This window comes from Sphingomonas sp. (genome assembly GCF_965248875.1).
Taxonomy (GTDB): Bacteria; Pseudomonadota; Alphaproteobacteria; order Sphingomonadales; family Sphingomonadaceae; genus Sphingomonas.
In genome coordinates, this window is the sequence record NZ_CBDFKR010000007.1 from 71,643 (window position 1) to 87,187 (window position 15,545).

Sequence of the window (15,545 nt, forward strand, 5' to 3'; positions counted from 1 at the left end):
GCAACCTTTGGGCCTGGCGCGCGACGGCTGAATCCTCTTGCCACCGGGATCGTAACCGCTTATTGACACTCATGTCAGTAAGGAGCGCTGTCATGGCCAAGATGCCCCCCTTTCCCGGCACTACCGGACGTCGCGACTGGAGGACGGCGTTTGCCGCGATCCGCAAGCTGCTCGCCAATGGCGACGACACGACGCAGGTGTTCCTCATCATGCGCGCGCTGAACGTCGGCGCGGGGCCGACGGGTTATGCGAAGATGATCGCGACGCCTGACGGCGGGCGGATGGCGTGCGAGCAGGTCGAGCTGGCGAGCCGGCTGACCGACCGCGCCTGGATCGACGGCTTCGCACCGGGTACCGTCGGCGCGGCGTATCGCAGCTTTCTAGACAAGACCGGCTATTCGGCGGACGGGCTGGTCGAGGTCAGCCGCGTCAACCCCATGGAAGAAACCGTCCACCCCTATGCCTGGTATGGCCGCCGCACCCGCGACGTCCACGACCTGTGGCACGTGCTGACCGGCTATCAGGCCGACGAGAGCCTGGGTGAGGCGGCGCTGGTCGCGTTCTCCTATGCGCAGCTGGGCGGGCTCGGTTGGGCGTTCATCGCCTCGGCAGCCTCGCTGAAGAGCGTCAAGATCACTCGGGGCGGCCTGTTCGCGCGCGCCGTCTGGGAGGGCTATCGCCACGGCCGAAAGGCGAAGTGGCTGGTCGGCGAGGATTATGAGAAGCTGATGCACGAGCCGATCGACGCGGCGCGGGCGCGGCTGGGGATCGCCGATCCGGTGCTCTACAAACGCGCGCAACGCGAGCTGGGACCTGAGCTGGCGAGTTATCTGAGCAACCGGCGCGAGGCGAACGATACCGTCGAGGCGAAGCCGAAGCCGGTCAAGCTGGCGGCATAGTGCGTTGCCCCGGCCCCAGTGCCGGGGTCCATTTCTGCTGGCGCGCGTTCCCGGCGGTATCGCCGGATGCCGGGACAAGCTGGGGATGACGCGGTAGACGGGCACGATGCTGTCGCGCCTGGTGCTCACCGACTATCGCAACCATGCTGCGGTCACGTTGACGCCGGGGCCGGGGCCTGGTCGTGCTGACCGGCGAGAATGGCGCGGGCAAGACCAACGTACTGGAAGCCGTGTCGCTGCTCGCACCCGGGCGCGGGCTGCGGGCGCGCGCGGCTTGGCGAGATCGCGCGCAACGGCGGGCCGGGCGGGTTCGGGGTCGCGGCCGCGCTTGGCGACCGTGCGGACATCGCGACCGGCGCCCGAGCTGACGCGCCCGAGCGCCGGCTGCTCCGCGTCAACGGCGCCGCCGCCGCCGCGGCCGCGCTCGCGGAGTGGCTGACCGTGCTGTGGCTGACGCCCGCGATGGACCGGCTGTTCGCGGAGGCGGCGGGCGGACGGCGGCGCTTCCTCGATCGGCTGGCGCTGGCGCTGGCCCCCGGCCATGCCCATCACGCGCAGCGCTATGAAGCCGCGATGCGCGCCCGCAGCCGGCTGCTCGCCGAGCCCGGCGCGGACCCGGCTTGGTTCGCCGCACTGGAGGCGCAGCTGGCGGAGCATGGCGCGGCGATCGACGCCAACCGGCGCGAGGCGGTGGCGCTGCTCGACCAGCGGCTGGCGGCGCAACCACCCGGGCCCTTCGCGCGCGGACGGCTGGCGCTGGAAGGCTGGACGGGCGACGCCGGGCAGCTTGCCGGTGAGCTCCGCGCCGGGCGGTCGCGCGACATTGCGGCTGGCCGCACGCTGGCGGGGCCGCATCGGACCGACCTCGCCGTCACCCATCTCGACAAAGACCAGCCCGCCGCGCTGGCCTCGACCGGCGAACAGAAGGCGCTGCTACTCGGTATCGTCCTAGCGCATGCCGACCTGGTCACCGAACGTACTGGTGCGCGCCCGATCCTGCTGCTCGACGAGGTCGCGGCGCATCTCGACCCGGCCCGGCGTGCGGCGCTGTTCGCGCGCCTATCGGGCGGCGGTCAGGTATGGATGACCGGAACCGAGGCGGCGCTGTTCGCGGACGCAGGGGACGCCACACGGATCAGGCTGGGCAGTTGAGGGACGGGCACATGGCGCAACTCTCCCGCGGTGAATGGCGTGACGGCTGGCCGGTCGTCGCGGCCGCGGCGATCGGCATCGGCAGCGGACCGGGGTTGTTCCAGAACCTTTCGAGCCTGTTCACGCCTGGCATCATGGCCGAGTTCGGCTGGTCGCGCGGCGCGATCGGCACGGCCGCCGGTCTCGGCCTGCTCGGCGCCCTAGCGGCGCCGGTCCTGGGACGAGCGGCCGACCGGGCGGGGGTGCGGGCGATGATCGCGGGCGCCATGCTACTGCTCGCCGCCGCCTATGCCGGGTTCGCCGCGATGACCGGGCGGCTGTGGCAGTATCAGGCGCTGATCGTGTGCCTCGCGCTGACGGTGCCCGGCACCGGCGCACTGGTGTACGGCAAACTTATCGCCGCGCGCTTCGGCCGTCATCGCGGGCTGGCGCTAGCGGCCGGTACGTCGGGCCTGTCGCTGACCACGCTGGCATTGCCGCCGCTGCTGGCGATCGTGATCGCACGCGGGGGTTGGCGCAGCGGCTTCCTTGCCCTGGCACTTGCCGTCGCCGCGATTGCGCTGCCGGCGGTACTGCTCTTGCTGCGCCGGGCGCCGACAGTGCTGGTCCGGCCGGGCATCGCCGTTACGCTCCCCGGCATGACGGGGCGGACGGCGCGACGGACGCCGCGCTTCTGGGCGCTCGGCGGCGCGGCGGCGCTGGTCAATCTGGCGACCGTTGGGCTGGTGACGCAGATGGTCCCGTTCGGGCTTGATCGCGGGCTGACCCCGGGCGGCGCGGCGCTGCTGTTGACCAGCTATGGCGCGGCGCAGATCGTCGGCCGCTTCACGATCGGCTGGCTCGTCGACCGGTTCCCGGCTCCGCGCATGGCGGCGGCCACCGCGATCGTGTCGGCGGCGGGCTTTGCGGGGCTTCAGCTGCATGCGCCGGGGCTCGGCCTGGCGCTGCTGCTGGTATTTGCGGCCGGGCTGATGAACGGCGCGGACAGCGATGTCCTGCCCTTCCTCGCCAGCCGCCTGTTCGGCCTCAAGGCCTATGGCGAGGTGTACGGCTCGCTCCTGATCCTGGCGCTGTTCGGGACGGCGGCGGGGGTGGTCGGCTTCGGACGGCTGCACGACGCGACCGGCGGCGACGGCGCAGCGCTCGCTATCGCGGCCGCGGGCATGGTCGTCGCGGCGCTGCTGTTCCTGACGCTCGGCCGGGCCGCGGCGGCGGCGGGAGGGGGTCATTTCGCTTCCGATCCGGCGGCCTCGTCCCTATATGCTGATCATGAGTGACCAACCCCCGAGTTCCACCCCGGACTCCGCCGAAAACCCCAACGCCAACGACTATGGCGCCTCCTCGATCAAGGTGCTCAAGGGCCTTGACGCAGTGCGCAAGCGGCCCGGCATGTATATCGGCGATACCGACGACGGCTCGGGCCTCCACCACATGGTATTCGAGGTCAGCGACAACGCGATCGACGAGGCGCTGGCGGGGCATTGCGACCGGATCGACATCACGCTCAATCCCGATGGTTCGGTCAGCGTCACCGACAACGGCCGCGGCATTCCGACCGGCATCCACCCGGAGGAGGGCGTCAGCGCCGCCGAGGTTATCATGACCCAGCTCCACGCCGGGGGTAAGTTCGAGAACACGTCGGACGACAACGCGTACAAGGTGTCGGGCGGGCTCCACGGCGTCGGCGTGTCGGTGGTCAACGCGCTCAGCGAGTGGCTCGACCTGACGATCTGGCGCGACGGCGAGGAGCACCAGATGCGCTTCGCGTTCGGCGACGCGGTGGCGTCGCTCAGGCTGGTCGGCCCCGCGCCGGGCAGGAAGGGCACGCGCGTCACCTTTCTGCCCAGCCCGCAGACCTTCAAGATCGTCGAGTTCGACTTCGACAAGCTCGAACACCGCTATCGCGAGCTGGCGTTCCTCAATTCCGGCGTGCGATTGTTCCTGACCGACGCGCGGCATGAGGAGCCGAAGACCGTCGAGCTTTATTATGAGGGCGGGATCGCTGCGTTCGTGAAGTGGCTCGATCGCTCCAAGGCGCCGCTGTTCCCGGAGCCGATCGCGATCACCGGTCAGCGCGACGATATCGGCATCGACGTGGCGCTGGAGTGGAACGACAGCTATTACGAGAATACGCTCGCCTTCACTAACAACATCCCGCAGCGCGACGGCGGCACGCATATCGCGGCGTTCCGCGCCGCGCTGACGCGCACGCTCAACAACTATGCGGAGCGATCGGGGCTGCTCAAGAAGGAGAAGGTGCAGCTGACGGGCGACGACATGCGCGAGGGGCTGACCGCAATCGTTTCGGTAAAGCTGCCCGACCCCAAGTTCAGCTCGCAGACCAAGGACAAGCTGGTCAGCTCCGAGGTGCGCCAGCCACTCGAGTCGCTGCTTGCCGACAAGCTCGCCGAGTGGCTGGAGGAGCATCCCGCCAACGCCAAGGCGATCGTGCAGAAGGTGATCGACGCCGCCGCCGCGCGCGAGGCGGCGAAGAAGGCGCGCGAGCTGACCAGGCGCAAGGGCGCGATGGACATCGCTTCGCTGCCCGGCAAGCTTGCCGACTGCCAGGAACGCGATCCGGCCAAATGCGAACTGTATCTGGTCGAGGGCGACTCGGCCGGCGGCTCGGCCAAGCAGGGCCGCGACCGGCATTTCCAGGCAATCCTGCCGTTACGCGGCAAGATCCTGAACACCGAGCGCGCGCGATTCGACCGCATGATCGGGTCGAAGGAGATCGGCACGCTGATCCAGGCGATGGGCACCGGCATCGGCCGCGACGACTTCAACGCCGACAGGCTGCGCTACCACAAGATCGTCATCATGACCGATGCCGATGTCGATGGCGCGCATATCCGCACGCTGCTGCTGACCTTCTTCTACCGTCAGATGCCCGAGCTGATCGCGCGTGGGCACCTCTTCATCGCCCAGCCGCCGCTCTACAAGGCCGCCAAGGGCCGGTCGGAAGTGTATCTGAAGGACGACGCGGCGCTGGACGAATATCTGGTCGATGCGGGAGTTGGATCGACGGTGCTGGAAGGGGCCGGTGGCGCGCGATCGGGCGCGGACCTGCGCGATCTGGTCGAGCATGCACGCCGGATGCGGACGCTGATGCGCTATGCACCGCGGCGCTACGATCCGGTCATCGTCGAAGGGCTGGCGCTGGGTGGCGCACTCGATCCCGAGCTCGACCGTGCCGGACGCGACGCCCGCGTCACCGCGGTGGCGCAGCGGCTGGAGGCGGTCGACGACAATGGCCGCTGGAGCGTGCGGCTGACCGAGGACGGTGGGCTGCATTTCGAGCGGCTGTGGCGCGGCGTCACCGATCACCACATCATCGACGCGAGTTTTCTCGGCTCGGCCGAAGCGCGAAAGCTCCATACGCTGGCGGGTGAACAGGCCGACAGCTATGCCCAGGGCGCGCGGCTGGTGCCGCTCAAGGCCGCCGTCAAGACGGAGCCCGAACCTGCGGCCGATGACGACGACCGGGCACCGGCTGTTGGCGTTCGCGGCGAGGCGGCAGTGGCGCGGCCCTCGCAATTGCTTGACGCGATCCTTGCTTCCGGGCGCAAGGGCCTGTCGATCCAGCGCTACAAGGGATTGGGCGAGATGAACGCCGAGCAGCTGTGGGAAACGACGCTCGATCCCGCCAACCGCTCGATGCTGCGCGTCACCAGCGACGATGTCGCGGCCGCCGACGAAACCTTCTCGCGGCTGATGGGCGAGGTCGTCGAGCCGCGCCGCGAGTTCATCCAGGACAACGCGCTGAACGTCGCCAATCTGGACGTCTAGCCGTCGATTAGTCGGCGTCGCGATCAGCCGTGGCCATCGTCGCCAGGAAGCCGTCATACCAGTCCGCCGCCTCCTGCAGCGGCGCGATCGCCAGCCCGAAGCCAGCATAGGACGCGGACTGGAACAACCGCGCGGGTAGGTGTCGCGAAACGGGGCTCAGGATGGGCAACGCCTGCAGGCCAGCCGCGCCGCCCGCCCAGGGGTGGATCAAATGCGGTCCCACCCGGACGTCCTTCGCCGCATCGTACAGGGCAGGACAAGTCGGACAAGGGTCCCGCCAAGGTCCAGGCCGCCGACTCCGCGAGCGGGCTCGCCACCGGGCGCCAGGTGCCGACGCTCCGGACGACAGGGCGGCGGGAACCTTGTACATGACGTAACGGGGGTGACGCTGGGGCTCGGCTATGCGGCGGCGGCACCGGAAACGATCGTGACAAAGGGGCTGGCGTACCGTTCGGGCTCGGCGTGGCGCTGATGCGACGACCTGCTGGCGTCCGCCTTGGGTTGGGGTGAGCGGCCGCAGGATACCCCCGCGGAGACGCATGCCCATGGTCTGAGCACGCAAGCGGTGTTGGGCGCGGTGCTGGAAAACGGTCGCCGGGCGGTGCTGGCGGCGCTAGGCTAACGCCGCGCGCAGCGTTGCGCGTACGCCGGCATGATCCTGATCATAGGCGAAGCTCGCCTGCAGGCTCTGCGCCATGGCGCGGATCAGTTTCTGGCCGAGCCCGGTGCCGCGCGGGGCCGCGTCGGCCGCCATGCCGCAACCGTCGTCCTCGACGACCAGCTCGAAATGGCCGCCCGCCTCCGCCAGCCGGACGCGCACTTCGCCGCCGCCGGTCGGATAGGCGTATTTGCAGGAATTGGTGACGAGTTCGGTGACAATCACCCCCAGCGATACCGCTCGGTCGGTCGGCAGCCGGATCGGCTCGGCAACAAGGCGCAGGCGGCGTGGGGCGACATCGCTCGACAGCGTCTCGCCCAGCTCGTCGATCAGCGCGCGCAAATATTCGTGCATGTCGACGCTTTCGACGTCGCCGGTCGAGTAGAGGCGGCGGTGGACCTGCGCGATCGCTTCGATCCGGCGGCCGGTGTCCTCCAGAGCGCCGCGCGCCTGCGGGTCGGCGAGCGCGCTGACCTGCAGCCGCACCATGGCGGAGACGACCTGGAGCGAGTTGGCGACGCGGTGATTGACCTCGCCCAGCAGCGCCTCCAGCCGCGCGTTGCTGGCGCGCAGGCCTGCTTCGGCGGCCGCCTTGCCGGCCTCCAGCGCGGCGCGTTCGAGCACGGTCGCGAAGCTGGCCGCGAGCAGGTCGAAGAAGTCGGCGCCGACCGTCTTCACAACATAATCCGCCGCCCCCGCCTTTAGCGCCGCGACGGCGATCCGGCCCTCGTCCGACCCGGTCACATAGACCACCGGCGTAGCATCGCCGCGCGCACGCAGCGCCGTGAGCGTCGCAAGCCCGTCCATGCCCGGCATGTAATGGTCTATCGCGATCAGGTCGAAGCGCTCGGCCCCTGCACGCTCCAGCCCCTCCGCACCGCTTCCTGCGCCCGTCATGTCATAACCCAGCCGCGTCAGCGCACGCGATGCCAGCCGGCGGATACCGTCGTCGTCATCGACATAGAGGATGCGGATCGCGGCCACCTCAGCCTGCCAGGTCGGGAACCTGGATCACCGACAGGAACAGTCCGAGCTGGCGGATCGCCTGCGCGAAGCTTTCGTAATTGACCGGCTTCGTGATGTAGACGTTGCAGCCGAGGTCGTAACAGCGCTGGATTTCGACCTTATCATCGGTGGTGGTCAGCACCACGACGGGCGTGCGCTTGAGCGGGCTGCCCTCCGCCTTGATCTTGGCGAGGATATCCGTCCCGCTCATGTCGGGCAGGTTGAGGTCGAGCAGCACCAGCGCCGGTCCATTCAGGGCCGGACCGTCCGAATGATTGAACATGAAATCCAGCGCGGTGGTGCCGTCGGTGAAATGCCGGATCTCGTTCATGATGCCGGCGCGGCGGATGTTCTTCTCGATCAGCCGGGCGTGCCCCTCATCATCCTCGATCATGACGATGCTGACGGTCTGGGGCGTGTTCATCGGGCAGCGCTTTCGGGCTGGAAGGTCGCGGGCAGGACAAGACGGAAGGTCGAGCCTTCGCCGAGTGTCGATTGCACGTCAATCGTGCCGCCCAGCCGATAGGCGAGCGCGCGGACATGCGCGAGGCCGATGCCTTCGCCGGGCTGATCCTGCGCGCCCGAGCGGCGGAACAGGTCGAAGATGCGCTGGTGATCGCCCGGCGCGATACCGCGGCCGTTGTCGACGACCTCGACCAGCACGCGGCCCTTGTCGCGCGCCGCCGCTACGGTGATCCGCCCCGGACGGCCGGGCTGGAGGTATTTGATCGCGTTTTCCAGCAGGTTGGAGACGATCTGCTCCACCGCTAGCCGATCGCTGACGACGCCCGGCATCGGCCGCCGCACCTCGATCGTGGCGTCTCGCTCTTCGGCGAGGTGCTGCAGCGCGTCACCGGCCGCTGTCGAAATCTCCGCCAGATCGAGCGGCTCGGGCGTTAGGACGCGACGGCCTTCGCGCGACAGGCGCAGGATCGCGTTGATCAGCCGGTCCATCTTGGCAGTCGAGGTGCGGATGAAGCCGATCGCCTCCGGCAGATCCTCCTTCGCGGCGGCGCGCGTAGCTGCGTCCAGCAGCTGCGGCGCCTCTTCCGCCGCACGATCGACCAGGTTGCCGAGCGCCCGTCCCGCCGTTTCAAGCTCGGCGGTGAACCCCATCACGTTGACGAGCGGCGAACGCAGGTCGTGGCTGACAATATAGGCGAACCGCTGGATCTCGTCGTTGGCGAGGCGCAGATCGGCGGTGCGGTTCGCGACCTCATCCTCCAGCACCTCGTTGAACGCGCTCAGCCGATCACGCGATGCGGCGAGGTCGCGGGTGAAACGCAGCACGGTGAGCACCGTCAGCCCGATCAGCAGCGCCAGCGCCGCACCTGCCAGCGCGATGACGACGTAAAAGACGCGCGTCGACCGTTGCAGATCGGCGTCACGGATACCGAGCAGTCGGTGCTCCTCCACCAGCAATCGCGCCGCGCTGTCGCGCACCGCGCGGGGGCGTTTGTACCGCGCTTCGTCGACGAAATAGCGCACCGCCGCGTCGGGCTGCCCCGTCCGGATCAGCGCCATCGAGTGCAGGCGCGCCGTCGCGAGCGCCGTGGCCGCCGCCCGATAGGTGACCAGCTCGCGCTGCTGCCGCGGGTTGTCGCTGGTCAGCGTGGCGATGCGATCGATCGCAGGTCCGATCTGACGATCGAAACCCTGAAACGCAGTCAGATAGACGTCCTGTTGCGCCAGCAGATAGCCGCGCCGCGTCGCCTCCGCCTGCTCGACCAGCAGCTGCGCATGCTCGATCGCATTTTCGACCTGATAGGTATGCGACACCCAATAGGTGTGCCGGACGTTCGCGCGCGCCACCCACAGCAGCGCGACGCCTGCCGCCAGGAGCAGCAGGAAACCCAGCGCCAGGGCGCCGATCAGGAATCGACCGATGGACTGGTGGCTAGCCCCCATCCGCCGGGCGAGCGCGCCGAACATGATCGTCGCCATAGCGTAACGATTTCAGAATGCTAGGCAGCAACTCCGATCACCCGCGACTGCCCATGCGCATGCACCGGTGGTTCAGAGCAACAGTTCCTGCGCGGTCGGGCGGCCGACATGGCCGCCGCCGCGACGGCGCGCGACCTCCGTCTCGGCGGTGAAGCGCACATCCGCATCGCGATCGCTGAGAAAGCCGTGCAGACTGTCCTCGCCGATCTCGCGCCAGTCCTTGCCGCGATCGGGCCCGTAGCGGACGCGCGGCAACAGCCCCGGCAACTTCGACCAGTCGATCAGCTGCGCCACGCTCGCCTCATTCAGCATGTCGCGCAGGTGGTGCGCGGTGACATAGGCGTCGGGGAAGGCGCGGTGCGCCGGCAGGCCGCGCTCATGCTCCAGCCCGTGCGGCTTGCGCCAGTAGCGCAGCACTTGATTGGAGAACGAAGGACTGTCGGGCCACAGCCTGAGTGCGCATTTCCAGGTGCAGATCCAGTCGGCGCCGCGCGTCAGTGCGGGGGTGCAGAACTGCTCCTCGAAGTCGGCGCGGTGCGCAGCGAGCGCGAGGCGGCGGGGCCAGGGATCGAGCACCGGCCGCGCCACATCGTGCCAGAAGGGCGCCTCGGCGACCTGTTCGTCGAGGATGTGGTGCACGGCCTGTGTGATCGGCGGGATCGGACGGCCGGGGTTGACCATGCGGGCGCCGCCCTCCCCCTGCAGCGCCCAGCGGCCGTCGGCACCCAGCGCTACATCTTGCCAGCCGATCTCCAGTACCCCATGCGCGGGCGGCGCGCTGCCGGTGGTTTCCAGGTCGATGACGCGCAGGATCTGCGGGGCGGGGGCGGGCATGGCAGTCGCAGATGGGCGCGAACGCAGACTTTATCCAGTCTGCGCAAGCCCTTCATGATCGACGTCGATCTCGCGGACGCCGCGCCGCTGCCGCGCGCGCTCGACCAGCCCGCGCAGGCCCTCGCGCCGCTCGCGCGCATGCGGCACGTCGGCGAGCACGAACTGCGTGTCGCCGGTGGTGCGGTCGGTCGAGGTCAGCGTGATCGTGCCAATCCCGGCCATCTGCCCCAGGATCGAGAAGTCGAGCCGCATGTCCTTGATCCGGTACAGCTCGATCTCGTCGACCGTCTTCATCAACAGGCCGTTGCAGACGATCAGCCGCTGATCGGTGACCTGGTACAAAGCCGATCGCGCGCGCAGCCAGCGATAGCCGATCGCGAGCAGCGCCGTCGCGCTTAGAGCCAGCGGCCATGCGGACCCGAGCACGACCGCGCCGACCGGCCCGGCGAGCAGTAGCGCGGTCAGCCCCCAACCCGCGAGACTGCCGTACAGCCAGCGCGCGGTGCTGGTTCGGAATTCGTCGACATGCTGTTCGGGCATCGGCGGAGCCTACTCGCGCGGCGCCGCTGGTCAACCTGCCCCGCCGCCCGCGCCGAACGGGTCAGCGATGCCCGACCGCGCCAGCTGATCGCCGATCGCTGCGACCAGCCGGGCCAGCCCCGCCTCGTCGCGCGCCTCCGCCCGCGCAGTCAGCGCCGCTTCGGTATTGGACGCGCGCAGCAGCCACCAGCCGTCGGCGGTCGTCACCCGCGCGCCGTCGATCGCGTTCACCTCGGCGGCGTCGGCATGGAGCCGCGCCAGCACCTCGTCGACCACCGCCCACTTGCGCGCCTCATCGACGGGGATGCGCAGCTCCGGCGTGGTGCACAGCGCCGGCATTGCTCCGCGCAGCTCGGTCAGCGTGCGGCCCGACGCGCTCACCGCCTCGATCAGCCGCACCGCCGCATACTGCGCATCGTCGAACCCGTGCCAGTCGTCGGCGAAGAAGATGTGCCCCGACAGCTCGCCCGCGAGCGGTGCGCCATGCTCGCTCAGCGCCGCCTTGAGGACGCTGTGCCCGGACCGCGTCATCACCGGCCGCCCGCCCAGATCGCGGATGCGGTCGAACAGCGCGTCGCTGGACTTGACGTCGGCGATGATCGGTGACCCGGGGTGGCGGCGCAGCACGGGTTCGGCGAGCAGCATCATCAGCTGGTCGCCCCAGACCATCCGCCCCTCGCCATCGATCGCGCCCAGCCGGTCGCCATCGCCATCGAAGCCGAGCCCGAAGTCGAGCCGACGCTCGGCGACCAACCGTTTAAGCTGGTCGAGATTGGCCTCGACGGTTGGATCGGGATGATGGTTGGGAAAGGTGCCATCGACGTCCGCATTGATGACGTGATGCTCGCCCGGCAGGAGCTGCACCAGCCGCTCGATCACCGGCCCGGCGGCGCCGTTGGCGGGGTCCCAGCCGATGCGGTAGCCGTTCCCGGCGAAGCCACGGGCGAGGCGCTGGACATAATTCTCGCGCACGTCGGCCGTGGTCACCGTGCCTGCCCCCGCCTCCCAGTCGCCTGCCGCGGCCAGGCGCGCCAGGTCCTGGATGTCGCCGCCGTAAAATGCGCGGTGGCCCAGCACCATCTTGAAGCCGTTATAGGCGGCCGGGTTGTGGCTGCCCGTCACCTGCACGCCCGCGTCGACGGCAAGCGTCGCCTCCGCAAAATAAAGCTGCGGCGTCGGACCAAGCCCGATGCGGACGACATCGACGCCGCTCGCGATCAGCCCCTCGATCAGCGCCGTTTCGAGCACGGGCGACGAAATGCGCCCATCAAAGCCGACCGCCACGCGGGCGCCGCCCGCCCGCCGCACCCGTGTCGCGAAGCTCCGGCCCAGCGCGTCGGCGTCCGCGGGCCCGAGCGTCGCGCCGACCACCCCCCGCACGTCGTAATCGCGCAGCACCGTGGCATCGAAGCGATGGCTCACGGGGCGCGGCGGAGCAGCAGGTCGCGCGCCGCATTGATCTGCCGCGTCAGCTCGGCCGAACCGCCGCGATCGGGATGGACGCCGCCCAGCAGCCGCCGGTGCGCGGCGCGGATCGCGTCAGCGTCGGCGCGAGCATCGACGCCCAGCACCGCGCGGGCGTCGATCAGGTCGCTGTCGCGCACCGCCGGCTTCGACCTGGTCTTGAACCAGAACCACGCCGCCGCCACCAGCAGCAGGAGCCAGAACAGCTTCACGCCGCCACGATGCCCGCAGCGGCATGGTCCGCAAACATCGGCAGCTGGGGTTCGGGCAGGCTCAAGGCCGCCATCATCTCGCGCAGCTCCTGGCGCGCGGCGACATGACCCAGCCCCATCTCGCCGAAGAAGCGCGAGTCGAGCAGCGTCAGCCCGGCCGGGAACAGCTCGCGATAGACGACCCGCTCGCCCAGCCCAGGAATGAGGCGGAAGCCGACCCGCTTGGCGAGCTGCATCAGCGCCTCCTGCACCCGGCGCATGTTGCGCGCCTCGATATGCTGGAGCCGGTTGCGCAGCACCACCCAGTCGATCGTCGCCCCGTCCGCCCGTGCCCGCGCCTTGCGCGCGTCCCAGATCAGCTCGGCATAGAAGGAGGGGTGCGTGACCTTGAAGGTCTCCGGATCAACCTGGCCGATCAGATCGAAGTCGACGAAGCTGTCGTTCATCGGCGTCACCAGCGTGTCCGCCCGCTGCGCAGCGAGGCGCGCGAACGGATCATCGCGCCCCGGCGTGTCGATCACGAAATAGTCGGCACCGTCGATCAGCTGGTTCCACAGCTCCTCGAACCGCTCGGGGGTGTGGCCGTCATGGGTGGCATAGACCGGCATCGGCAGCGCCGCGCCCTTGCGCTTGATCGTCTGCGCGCGGTTGTCGAGGTAACGGCCCACGGTTCGCTGGCGATGGTCGAGGTCGAGACAGGCGACGCGCGCGCCCTTCGCCGCCAGCGCGATCGCGACATGGACCGCGGTGGTCGACTTGCCGGTCCCGCCCTTTTCGTTGGCGAAGACGATGACATGGGTATTGTCCGGCCCGCTGGGCAAAGCGTGTTCCTCATCGTGTCGGCCGGGTTGATCGCCGCCGCCTGCCTCCATAGAAGCCGCCGCTCCGCATTTCGAGGGGGTTGGGCGGTGGAAACGGTGCGGGAGCCGGCGGCGCTGCGGGCGGCGATGGCGGCATGGCGGACGGATGGTGAGCGGGTCGCGTTGGTACCCACGATGGGCGCGCTCCACGCCGGCCACCTGGCGCTGATCGACGCGGCGCGCGCCGCGAAGATGCGCGTCGTCGCGTCGATCTTCGTCAATCCGAAGCAGTTCGGTGCAGGCGAGGACCTGGGCCGCTATCCCCGGCGCGAGACGGCGGACTCCAGGTTACTTCTTGATGCGGGCTGCGACCTGCTGTGGTTGCCGCCGGTCGACGTGATGTACCCCGACGGCTTCGCCACCAACATTACAGTGTCCGGCGTCAGCGAGCGGTGGGACGGCGCGGTGCGGCCGGGACATTTCGACGGGGTGGCGACGGTAATCGCCAAGCTGTTCAACCAGGTGACGCCCGACGCAGCCTTTTTCGGCGAGAAGGACTGGCAGCAGCTTCAGGTCATCCGGCGGCTGGTCGCCGATCTCGACCTGACGGTGGAGATCGTCGGCGTCCCGACCCAGCGCGACGACGACGGTTTGGCGCTGTCGTCGCGCAACATCTACCTCTCGCCCGACGAGCGAGCGGCGGCGACAGCGCTTCCACGAGCGCTAGGCGAGGCGGCGCGGGCGATCGGCCGTGGCGACGACGCGGACGCGGTGCTGGCGCAGGCGCATGCCGCGCTGGATGCGGCGGGCTTTGCGATCGACTATCTCGCGCTTACGGATGCCGAGACACTGACGCCCGGCCCCGCCGCCGGACGCCCCCGCCGCCTGCTCGCGGCGGCGCGCATCGGCACAACGCGGCTGATCGACAACATCGCTATCGAACAGGGTTAACCGCGTTAACCATTTCGTCACGCGAATCAGCCCAGTGTCCTATTGAGGGTAAACAGGGGACCGAGAACATGGGCAACAGCATCAAGAGCGCGCAATTCCTGCTCGACAGCCGCATGGCCGACGCGGCGCGCGGCGACGGCGAGGCGCTGTATGATCTGGGCCTGTGCTATTCGACGGGGACCGAGGGCGTCGAGATCGACCTGATCGAGGCGCACAAATGGTTCAACCTGGCCGCGATCGCTGGGCTGGAGACCGCCAAGGCGTGCCGGACCGATATCGCCGAAGACATGACCGCACGCGATATCGCGACCGCCCAGGCCGCGGCGCGGGCATGGCTCCAGCAGACGCAGCGCCGCGCGGCCTAGCGCCCTTCTTTGTCAGTTCTCGTCAGCAAAATAGCTGAAGTCCAGCTGCTTAAGCATCATGGGCCGGTCGTCTCGCACGCCCACGCCATAGTCGATCAGCAAATCGCATAGCCGATCACCATCGATCAGCACCACGCGCTCACGCAAACTGCTTGCATACGCTTCAGCCTCTTTGCTGAAGCTGGTCATTGTCACAAACACGCCCTTGGGGCACCGTGCCCGATCAGACTGCCGACAAACCCCTGAACCGCTGGCCGGCCTACCTTTACATCTGAATACAGCTTGGCTTGCAGGTAGATACGGTCAAGTCCAAACTTGTCTTGACTGATGACGCCATCCACCCCGCCGTCACTGCCGCCCGTCCGTGGTTTACCGGCATCAAGATCTTCCCCATATTCCATGGCTACGAGCAGATCGCGAATCAGGCGCTCGAAGCGCTGGAACCCAGCCGTTGCTATTTGCTCCCGAAGGCCGTCCTTTAATTGCTCACGCAGAAGGTTTACGGCGGCAGTAATCTGATCGTTCGGTGTCGCGGCAACGGCGACATTCAGTTCGGCGCCCTGCTCGTGCGACACAATGGTGTCCCGCTGCAGCATATCGGCATAAATTTTAGAGCGTTGACGCAGGGCTTTCATGTCAATGCGGTCGGGTAAGCCGTGGAGCAGCGTCCGGCCGTCGGCGGTGGCGACAAACGCCCCCGAGAGGGAGATTCCAGCATCCCCGCCTTCGTCAGGTGAAACTTGGCCCAAGCGAGCCGATTGTAGAACAGTCGCTGCCGCCCGCTGGGAATCAGCTCTTCCCGTTCATCAGCATCCAGCTTGAACATGTCCGCCAGAGTCGATGCCACGTCCGGCATGCGGACCGGCGCCGTTGCGGCGGCGGCTAAAACGGGACGCATCAGTGTCTGGAAATCGGGGATCGCCATTGGCGTG

Annotated in this window: 15 protein-coding genes and 2 pseudogenes; 6 read left to right on the top strand and 11 right to left on the bottom strand. The window is 68.7% G+C overall.

Features of this window, described 5'->3' with window-relative positions; all coding sequences use genetic code 11:
* The first annotated feature begins 92 nt into the window (after positions 1 to 92).
* The 4 genes and pseudogenes from ACP2AD_RS05080 to gyrB all read left to right on the top strand — a co-directional run bounded on the left by ACP2AD_RS05080 (position 93) and on the right by gyrB (position 5,840).
* Positions 93 to 899 carry a Coq4 family protein gene (locus ACP2AD_RS05080; protein WP_425229000.1) on the top strand — a complete coding sequence of 269 codons (807 nt, stop codon included), beginning with the start codon at positions 93 to 95 and terminating at the stop codon, positions 897 to 899.
* 106 nt (positions 900 to 1,005) lie between these two features.
* Positions 1,006 to 2,051: pseudogene (gene recF, locus ACP2AD_RS05085) on the top strand (DNA replication/repair protein RecF).
* A gap of 11 nt (positions 2,052 to 2,062) precedes the next feature.
* Complete coding sequence (locus ACP2AD_RS05090; protein WP_425229001.1) at positions 2,063 to 3,328, top strand: MFS transporter; 1,266 nt, start codon at positions 2,063 to 2,065, stop codon at positions 3,326 to 3,328.
* Entirely contained in the window at positions 3,312 to 5,840 is a 2,529-nt protein-coding gene (gene gyrB / locus ACP2AD_RS05095; RefSeq protein ID WP_425229002.1) for a DNA topoisomerase (ATP-hydrolyzing) subunit B, read from the top strand. Before ACP2AD_RS05090 ends, gyrB begins: the two co-directional genes overlap by 17 nt.
* A 7-nt stretch (positions 5,841 to 5,847) precedes the next feature.
* Here gyrB and ACP2AD_RS05100 read toward each other — a convergent pair whose 3' ends face one another.
* From ACP2AD_RS05100 to ACP2AD_RS05140, 9 genes are all read right to left on the bottom strand, one after another.
* Positions 5,848 to 6,063 (bottom strand): hypothetical protein, encoded by a 216-nt coding sequence (locus tag ACP2AD_RS05100; protein WP_425229003.1) that lies wholly within the window; start codon positions 6,061 to 6,063, stop codon positions 5,848 to 5,850.
* A gap of 390 nt (positions 6,064 to 6,453) precedes the next feature.
* Entirely contained in the window at positions 6,454 to 7,482 is a 1,029-nt protein-coding gene (locus ACP2AD_RS05105; RefSeq protein WP_425229004.1) for a sensor histidine kinase, read from the bottom strand.
* 1 nt (position 7,483) lies between these two features.
* Positions 7,484 to 7,927, bottom strand: a complete 444-nt coding sequence (locus ACP2AD_RS05110) for a response regulator (protein WP_425229005.1) — start codon at positions 7,925 to 7,927, stop codon at positions 7,484 to 7,486.
* Positions 7,924 to 9,447 carry a sensor histidine kinase gene (locus ACP2AD_RS05115; protein ID WP_425229006.1) on the bottom strand — a complete coding sequence of 508 codons (1,524 nt, stop codon included), beginning with the start codon at positions 9,445 to 9,447 and terminating at the stop codon, positions 7,924 to 7,926. The genes ACP2AD_RS05110 and ACP2AD_RS05115 overlap by 4 nt, the downstream gene beginning before the upstream one ends.
* Before the next feature lie 72 nt (positions 9,448 to 9,519).
* A complete protein-coding gene (locus ACP2AD_RS05120; protein ID WP_425229007.1) occupies positions 9,520 to 10,281 on the bottom strand; it encodes a 3'-5' exonuclease in 762 nt (253 codons plus the stop codon).
* A 30-nt stretch (positions 10,282 to 10,311) separates the two neighbouring features.
* A complete protein-coding gene (locus ACP2AD_RS05125) occupies positions 10,312 to 10,821 on the bottom strand; it encodes a PH domain-containing protein (RefSeq protein ID WP_425229008.1) in 510 nt (169 codons plus the stop codon).
* Between the two features lie 30 nt (positions 10,822 to 10,851).
* Positions 10,852 to 12,243: a phosphoglucomutase/phosphomannomutase PgmG gene (gene pgmG, locus ACP2AD_RS05130; protein WP_425229009.1), complete on the bottom strand. Its 1,392-nt coding sequence runs from the start codon at positions 12,241 to 12,243 to the stop codon at positions 10,852 to 10,854.
* Positions 12,240 to 12,497: a J domain-containing protein gene (locus ACP2AD_RS05135; protein WP_425229010.1), complete on the bottom strand. Its 258-nt coding sequence runs from the start codon at positions 12,495 to 12,497 to the stop codon at positions 12,240 to 12,242. Before ACP2AD_RS05135 ends, pgmG begins: the two co-directional genes overlap by 4 nt.
* Positions 12,494 to 13,318, bottom strand: a complete 825-nt coding sequence (locus ACP2AD_RS05140) for a division plane positioning ATPase MipZ (RefSeq protein ID WP_425229011.1) — start codon at positions 13,316 to 13,318, stop codon at positions 12,494 to 12,496. The genes ACP2AD_RS05135 and ACP2AD_RS05140 overlap by 4 nt, the downstream gene beginning before the upstream one ends.
* A gap of 87 nt (positions 13,319 to 13,405) precedes the next feature.
* Between ACP2AD_RS05140 and panC the strand changes: the two genes are divergently transcribed.
* The gene (gene panC / locus ACP2AD_RS05145; RefSeq protein WP_425229219.1) at positions 13,406 to 14,248 is read left to right on the top strand and encodes a pantoate--beta-alanine ligase; all 843 of its coding nucleotides are present in this window, start codon (positions 13,406 to 13,408) and stop codon (positions 14,246 to 14,248) included.
* A 68-nt stretch (positions 14,249 to 14,316) separates the two neighbouring features.
* Positions 14,317 to 14,613, top strand: a complete 297-nt coding sequence (locus ACP2AD_RS05150; protein WP_425229012.1) for a hypothetical protein — start codon at positions 14,317 to 14,319, stop codon at positions 14,611 to 14,613.
* Positions 14,614 to 14,625: 12 nt separating this feature from the next.
* Here ACP2AD_RS05150 and ACP2AD_RS05155 read toward each other — a convergent pair.
* Positions 14,626 to 15,248 (bottom strand): annotated as a pseudogene (locus ACP2AD_RS05155) (restriction endonuclease).
* Positions 15,245 to 15,538 (bottom strand): winged helix-turn-helix domain-containing protein, encoded by a 294-nt coding sequence (locus ACP2AD_RS05160; protein WP_425229013.1) that lies wholly within the window; start codon positions 15,536 to 15,538, stop codon positions 15,245 to 15,247. The pseudogene ACP2AD_RS05155 and the gene ACP2AD_RS05160 overlap by 4 nt, the downstream one beginning before the upstream one ends.
* Positions 15,539 to 15,545 lie beyond the last annotated feature (7 nt).